Here is a 7,110-nt window from a genome sequence, read left to right as displayed (position 1 = left end):
AGACGGTGTCTGCATTTGGTACGGTAGGGCTGTCTATGGGTCTTACACCTGATCTGACAGTCGTAGGCAAGCTGGTGATTACTCTGACGATGTTTGCAGGCAGGCTGGGCCCGCTCACGCTGGCTTATGCCCTGGGACCAAAAAAGGGTAAGGAATTGTATCGTCATCCAGAAGGTAAAATAATTATAGGGTAAGGGAGTTTTCGAGTAGATATGAAAACGCAGCAGTTTGTCGTCATTGGCTTGGGGCGGTTTGGCTCAAGCCTGGCTTTGCAATTGGTGGATATGGGATGCGAGGTGCTGGGCATTGATCGGAATGAGGATGTTGTGGACAGTATGAGTGAGATCCTGACACATACTGTCGTAGCGGACGCCACAGATGAAGATGCGTTGCGATCACTGGGCATCCGTAATTTCGATTGCGGCATTGTTGCGATTGGGGATGATATTCAGGTAAGCATCCTGACCGCCATTTTGCTGAAGGAGCTGGGTGTGAGAAAAGTCGTAGCCAAAGCCATATCTGTGCTGCATGGGCGTGCGTTAGAGAAGCTTGGTGTGGACCGAGTCATTTATCCGGAACGGGATATGGGGATCCGGGTAGCGCATCAGCTGGTCACGCCCAATCTGCTCGATTATTTGGAGCTGTCCAAGGAATACAGCATTGTGGAACTCAATGTGCCTGCATGTTTGAATGGCAAAACGTTAGCAGAATTAAATGCTCGTACCCGCTTTGGTTGCAGCATCGTGGCGCTTCATACGGCGAATGGTATTTTAATCGCACCGACAGCTATGGATCGGCTGAAAGCAGACGATATTATGGTCATTATCGGCTCCAATGACAATATCGGCCGCTTTGAGGATGAAGTCGTTAACGTCAATGAAGAGGCTTAGATCCTCTACACCATACGGTGGCCTGCAAACGATGCACGTGTCTCGCTAATCCAGCGTCGTGCTGTCGGGCCGAGGTCGGCCGTTTCTGAGTAGATGAGGGAGGTCGTTCGACGTGTCTCCTTCAAATCAGGCAAGTACAATGCAGTAAGTCCATTATCTCGCAGCAGTTCGCTGCGCAAATAGGATTTGGGCAGCAAAGCGGATGCCTTGCAGGTGGGAAGCAGGCGTACAATCGCCTCAAAGGAGTCAATCTCCATACGAATATCCGGCATAATGCCGCTGCGCTGGAACAAATCATCCGTCAGGCTGCGATACCAGGTTCCTTTGGAGAAAATAATCATCGGCAATCCTTGCAGATCCTTCATCGAGACTGTTCCCGTCTTGGCTGTTAATTCATGTCCGATGGGAACGACTAGCTCCAAATGATCGTCAAATAACGGAATGCAACGCAGTCCGGCTTCATGAATGGCAGACCCGACTATACCGGCGTCTGCCTTTTTGTCGCGTATAAAGGCGACGATTTCATGCGTTTTGCCGGTGAGCAGCTTCAGCTCAGTCTGAGGATGCTTGCTCATGAAAGCTTCGACGAGGGTCGGCAGCGTCGTTTGGAGCGTCGTGAGACTGGCACCCAGTGTAAGCATGCTTTGAGCTTCATTTTTGTGCTGGGAGAGCTTTTGTAAGAAACGGAGCTGTCGTTGCCGCTGCTCCAGCGCGAAAGTATATACAAATCGGCCAGTCGATGTAATTTCGAGCCGTTTGCCGCGGCGATCGAAGAGATGGACACCCAGCTCTTCCTCCAGCTTGGCAATTTTACGGGACAGGGCAGGTTGGGACAGATTCAGCAGTTTGGAGGCTTTATTCAGGCTGGACTGCTCGACAACGACGGCAAAAGCATTCAAATCCTCAAACAAATCATCCACTTCCTCTCTATATGCAAAAAAGACATAATAATTAATACGTATATTGCAATTCCATTATAAGCCGAAAAGGAGTAACATGAAAGCGACACAAGATGTTCACACTTTTGTTTTTCCTTATAAGGGACACCTTGTTGGACATTTCCTGTCGGGAACTGTCATTTTATATGTTATATCACTATTGAAAACGCTATTATTGGGAGAAGGGAGCATGACCTAGATGAGAGGATTTTATTCCAGAAAGCTGCATTCGCTTCTTGGCGTCATTCCATTGGCTCTATTTTTTGTTGAGCATTTGGTGACAAACTTCACAGCGGTGGAGGGCGGGAAGGAAGGATTTAATCGCAGCGTGGCCTTCCTGAATGGTTTGCCACTGGTTATTGTGCTAGAAACATTATTTATCTACTTGCCATTACTGTTCCATGGAATCTATGGCTTGTATATCGCTTATCAGGCTGACCCGAATGTCAAAAGGTTTGGCTATTCGCGCAATTGGCGCTTTTTGTTCCAGCGTATTTCCGGCGTCATTACGTTTGTATTTATTATCTGGCATGTATACGACACACGCATTCAAGTGGCCCTGGGTAATGTAACTCATGAGGAGCTGGGCGGTGTAATGCACGGCATAGTGACGAACCCGGTCTATTTTATTTTGTATTTAATCAGCGTCGTTTCGGCATCCTTTCACTTTGCTAACGGTCTATGGGCGTTTATGGTCAGTTGGGGGATTACCGTCGGACCACGTGCCCAAAAGGTATCTTCCTACATCTGTATGACCCTGTTCGTGGTAGTGTCGATCGGATTCATTGCTTCTCTGTTTGCATTCCGCAGCGCGGAATTCCAGCAGATGGCCACAGCCTTGGTGCAATACGGTCCTTTTAAACAGCTACTGTAAATGAGTCATTTAATTGATACATCGTGTTGAGATTTTATTTTGGATTGGAAAAGAGGATTTCGTACAAATCCTGAAAAGAAGGAGTGAGCAGAAATGGCAGCATCCAACATTATTGTCGTGGGCGGCGGTCTGGCGGGTCTAATGGCTACGGTCAAGGCGGCAGAGGCGGGAGTCCACGTTCATTTATTTTCTCTGGTTCCGGTCAAAAGATCCCACTCCGTTTGTGCTCAAGGCGGCATTAACGGCGCAGTAAATACCAAAGGTGAGGGAGACTCACCCTGGATTCACTTTGATGATTCAGTCTATGGCGGTGACTTTCTGGCTAACCAGCCGCCGGTAAAAGCGATGTGCGAAGCGGCTCCGGGAATTATCCATCTCATGGACCGCATGGGTGTCATGTTTAATCGGACACCGGAAGGACTGTTGGATTTCCGCCGCTTCGGCGGTACCCAGCATCATCGGACAGCCTTTGCCGGTGCGACGACAGGACAGCAGCTCCTGTACGCTCTCGATGAGCAGGTCCGACGCTGGGAATCTGCTGGTTTGGTGACCAAGTACGAAAATTGGGAGTTTTTACAGGCTGTACTGGATGATGAAGGCATCTGTCGAGGGATTTGCGCGCAGGATTTGCGTACGATGGAAGTGAAGACTTTTGCGGCGGATGCAGTTATTCTGGCATCGGGTGGTCCCGGGATTATTTTCGGCAAAACCACGAATTCTGTCATCAATACCGGTACGGCTGCTGGTGCGGTGTATCAGCAAGGCGTGCGCTATGCGAACGGTGAGTTTATTCAGATTCACCCGACGGCTATACCTGGTGACGACAAGCTGCGTCTCATGTCGGAGTCAGCACGGGGAGAGGGCGGTCGTATCTGGACGTATAAGGACGGCAAGCCTTGGTACTTCCTCGAAGAAAAGTATCCGGCATACGGAAATCTGGTGCCTCGTGATATTGCGACCCGTGAAATATTCAGTGTATGCGTTGATGAGGGGCTGGGGATTAATGGCGAGAACATGGTTTACCTCGACCTGTCCCACAAGGACCCGAAAGAGCTGGATGTAAAGTTGGGCGGCATTATTGAAATTTATGAAAAATTCGTCGGTGACGATCCGCGTAAAATCCCAATGAAAATATTCCCGGCTGTTCATTATTCAATGGGCGGCATGTGGGTCGATTATAATCAGATGACGAATATACCGGGCCTGTTCGCGGCAGGTGAATGTGAGTTCCAGTATCACGGAGCGAATCGCTTGGGTGCAAACTCATTGCTGTCGGCCATTTATGGCGGGATGGTGGCTGGACCGAAGGCTGTGGAATACATTAAGGGCTTGAAAAAGTCTGCACAGGATGTAGCTTCTTCGGTATTTGATGCGGCAGTCAATCAGCAGACAGAGAAGTATGAACGTATTTTGCATATGGACGGAAAAGAAAATGCCTATGTTCTTCATAAAGAGCTGGGTGAGTGGATGACGAACAATATGACCGTGGTTCGGTATAATGACAAGCTGGAAGCTACGATCCACAAGATCAAGGAGCTGAAGGAGCGTTATTCCAACATTAATATTAATGACGCTTCACGCTGGAATAATGCGGGCGCGGCGTTTACACGTCAACTGTGGAATATGATGGAGCTGGCCGAGGCCATGACCAAAGGGGCGCTGTTGCGCAACGAAAGCCGTGGGGCTCATTATAAGCCGGATTTCCCGGACCGTAATGATGAGGATTTTCTGAAAACAACGATTGCAGACTGGACACCGGAAGGGCCACAAATTTCGTATGAGGCTGTGGACGTTTCGCTGATCAAGCCGCGTGTTCGGGATTATTCCAAAAGCAAATAACAGAAGGGAGTGTATCTAGATGTCGGAGCAAACATTGAAATCAAACAAAACAGTGAAGTTTGTTGTGACTCGTCAGGATGAGCCTAATGCCAGTTCCTATACGGAAGAATTTGAATTGGCCTATCGACCGGGAATGAACGTGATTAGCGCGCTGATGGAAATTCAGCGTAACCCAGTAGACAGCCACGGGAAAGAGACGACTCCGGTGTGCTGGGAGTCGAACTGCCTGGAGGAAGTATGTGGAGCATGCTCCATGGTGATTAACGGCAAGCCGCGTCAGGCTTGTGCGGCGCTCGTCGATAAGCTGGAGCAGCCGATTACGATTGCGCCGATGAGCACATTCCCGGTCGTACGGGATTTGGTCATCGACCGCAGCCGGATGTTTAACGCGCTCAAGAAGGTCAAAGCGTGGATTCCGATTGACGGTACCTACGATCTGGGGCCTGGTCCCAGAATGGCAGAGAAAAAGCGTCAGTGGGCGTATGAGCTATCCAAGTGTATGACCTGTGGGGTCTGTCTGGAGGCATGCCCGAATGTCAATGAGAAGACGACGTTTATCGGACCTGCGGCGATCTCTCAGGTTCGCCTGTTTAACAGCCATCCGACAGGGGAAATGAATCAGGAGGAGCGCCTGGAGGCATTGATGACGGACGACGGGCTGGAGGGCTGCGGGAACTCACAAAATTGTGTACGCTCTTGTCCGAAAGGCATTCCGTTGACAACTTCTATTGCCGAGATGAACAAGCAAACGACCAAGCATATGTTCAAGCGCTGGTTGACAGTGTAGCACAACCAGTCCAAGAGGTAACAAACAGGCTTTTTTCCAAACCGGAGAAAGGCCTGTTTTTTGCGCTTAGAAACAATGGAGGGTAACATGGAGAAGGAGCGCGGAATAGCACTTATGGTATAATTATGATATTGTGTATCGTTTTTGGAGAAAAGGAGGCTGGACAGGTGACTGTGCAACCGATAACGAAACGACCTGTTACAAGGTCGGATGTATTGAAAGGATTAAGGGATCTGGGAGTTCGGAGCGGCATGACATTGCTTGTTCACTCTTCGATGCGCAGCTTTGGACGCTTTGTTCCAGGAGGAGCCTCCGCCATTGTTGCTGCACTAACCGAAGCGATTGGCCCGGAAGGGACGCTGGTGATGCCGACACAGTCACACGACTTGTCAGACCCGTCCATCTGGATGAACCCACCTCTGGATGAGTCATGGTGGGAACTGGTACGCGAGGAAATGCCCGCTTATGATCCAGCCTGGACAGTGACTGGAGGGATGGGCGTCATTGTAGAAACGTTCCGTGGCCTGCCGGGAGCAATGCGCAGCGGGCATCCACACGTTTCTCTGGCGGCGCGTGGACCTGCTGCTTCAGGCTTGCTGGAAGCGCATGAGCTTGATTTTGGGCTGGGAGAGCATTCACCCTTGGCCAAGCTGTATGAAGCAGACGCCTATGTACTGCTGCTGGGCTGCGGACATGACAGCAACACGTCCTTGCATTTGGCAGAATATCGAACAGCCTACAATGGACGTGAAGTCATCACGCATCAAGCTCCTATGATGGTGGATGGGGCCAAAGCGTGGGTGTCTTTTCAGGATTATAATATTACCTCGGATGATTTTGAGCAGCTGGGACTTGATTTTGAACGGGACTGTCCCTCGTCTTTCACACGGGTGAACATCGGAGAGGCTTCATGTTTTTTCGCAAGGCAACGGGATTTGGTTGACTATGCAGAGCAGTGGTTGTCCACTCATCGGTGATGCTTCTGAAATATGAATTTTTTTAAAAAGTGAATAAATCGCAAGGAGGGAAAGAAATGGGGAAGACGCCGCAAATCCGCCGCGAGAGCCAGGATGGCCCACAACAGAAGGCCGCTAGCCCTCCCGGTTCTTCGCGGCGTTCCTTTTCAAATGAGCCAGCCAATCCTTCCCGCCGCCGTTTTTTGAAAAAGGCGGCTCTGGCTACAGCTGGAACTGCACTCTTGGCTGGAGGATATGCTTCCTTATGGGAGCCTAATCATTTGGAGATTACACGCTTCAGCTTGTCTCTTCCTCGTCTTCCGTCTGCATTTGACGGAATGAGGGTGGTGCATTTCAGCGATGTGCACTTGGGCTTTCACATGGATGAGCAGGATCTGCGCAAGCTTGCGGACCGGATCGCAGGTCTGGAGCCGGATTTACTCTGTTTTACAGGTGATATTGTAGATGACTATTCCGTATCGATGAAGGCTGCTGTTCCAGTTATGGCTTCCATGCACGCTACCCTTGGTAAGTTTGCTATTCTGGGCAATCATGATTATAGAGGCTTACCCGCCGGAGTTCAGGAGTTGTATCCGAAAACCGGGTTTACGCTGCTGAGAAACGAGCATGCGGTTGTAGAGCGTGCAGGACAGCGTGTAGCTATTGTCGGGTTAGAAGATAACATCATGGGCAAGCCTAACCCGAAACGTGCCATCCACGGACTGCCTGATGAGATGTGCAAGCTGCTGTTGATGCATGAGCCGGACTATGCAGATGTGGCGGCGCAAATGTCCTTTGATCTTCAATTGTCAGGACATACGCATGG

8 protein-coding genes are annotated in these 7,110 nt (G+C 50.1%); 7 read left to right on the top strand and 1 reads right to left on the bottom strand.

Features of this window, described 5'->3' with window-relative positions:
- Both AC5V8P_RS21455 and AC5V8P_RS21450 read left to right on the top strand, forming a co-directional pair.
- The coding region (locus AC5V8P_RS21455; RefSeq protein ID WP_495473842.1) for a potassium transporter TrkG at positions 1-194 on the top strand (194 nt) is incomplete at its 5' end.
- Positions 195-212: 18 nt separating this feature from the next.
- Positions 213-890 (top strand): potassium channel family protein, encoded by a 678-nt coding sequence (locus AC5V8P_RS21450; protein ID WP_063209495.1) that lies wholly within the window; start codon positions 213-215, stop codon positions 888-890.
- A 5-nt stretch (positions 891-895) separates the two neighbouring features.
- Here the strand turns inward: AC5V8P_RS21450 and AC5V8P_RS21445 are convergent, their stop codons facing one another.
- Positions 896-1,801, bottom strand: coding sequence for a LysR family transcriptional regulator (locus tag AC5V8P_RS21445; RefSeq protein ID WP_064798048.1), 906 nt, complete (start codon positions 1,799-1,801; stop codon positions 896-898).
- A gap of 226 nt (positions 1,802-2,027) precedes the next feature.
- Here AC5V8P_RS21445 and AC5V8P_RS21440 point away from each other — a divergent pair, with 226 nt between their 5' ends.
- The 5 genes from AC5V8P_RS21440 to AC5V8P_RS21420 form a co-directional block, all read left to right on the top strand.
- The gene (locus AC5V8P_RS21440) at positions 2,028-2,702 is read left to right on the top strand and encodes a succinate dehydrogenase cytochrome b558 subunit (RefSeq protein ID WP_063209491.1); all 675 of its coding nucleotides are present in this window, start codon (positions 2,028-2,030) and stop codon (positions 2,700-2,702) included.
- A 93-nt stretch (positions 2,703-2,795) separates the two neighbouring features.
- Positions 2,796-4,541: a succinate dehydrogenase flavoprotein subunit gene (gene sdhA, locus AC5V8P_RS21435; protein WP_064798049.1), complete on the top strand. Its 1,746-nt coding sequence runs from the start codon at positions 2,796-2,798 to the stop codon at positions 4,539-4,541.
- 19 nt (positions 4,542-4,560) lie between these two features.
- On the top strand, positions 4,561-5,328 hold the full coding sequence (sdhB, locus tag AC5V8P_RS21430) for a succinate dehydrogenase iron-sulfur subunit (RefSeq protein WP_064798050.1): 768 nt from the start codon (positions 4,561-4,563) through the stop codon (positions 5,326-5,328).
- Between the two features lie 167 nt (positions 5,329-5,495).
- Positions 5,496-6,305, top strand: a complete 810-nt coding sequence (locus tag AC5V8P_RS21425) for an AAC(3) family N-acetyltransferase (protein ID WP_063209485.1) — start codon at positions 5,496-5,498, stop codon at positions 6,303-6,305.
- 56 nt (positions 6,306-6,361) lie between these two features.
- Positions 6,362-7,110: metallophosphoesterase (locus tag AC5V8P_RS21420; RefSeq protein ID WP_495473841.1), on the top strand; the 749-nt coding region annotated here is incomplete at its 3' end.

The sequence above is a fragment of the Paenibacillus sp. N119s genome, assembly GCF_059447605.1.
The sequence above is the reverse complement of the archived record's forward strand: the minus strand, read 5'-3'. Positions and strand labels throughout refer to the sequence as shown.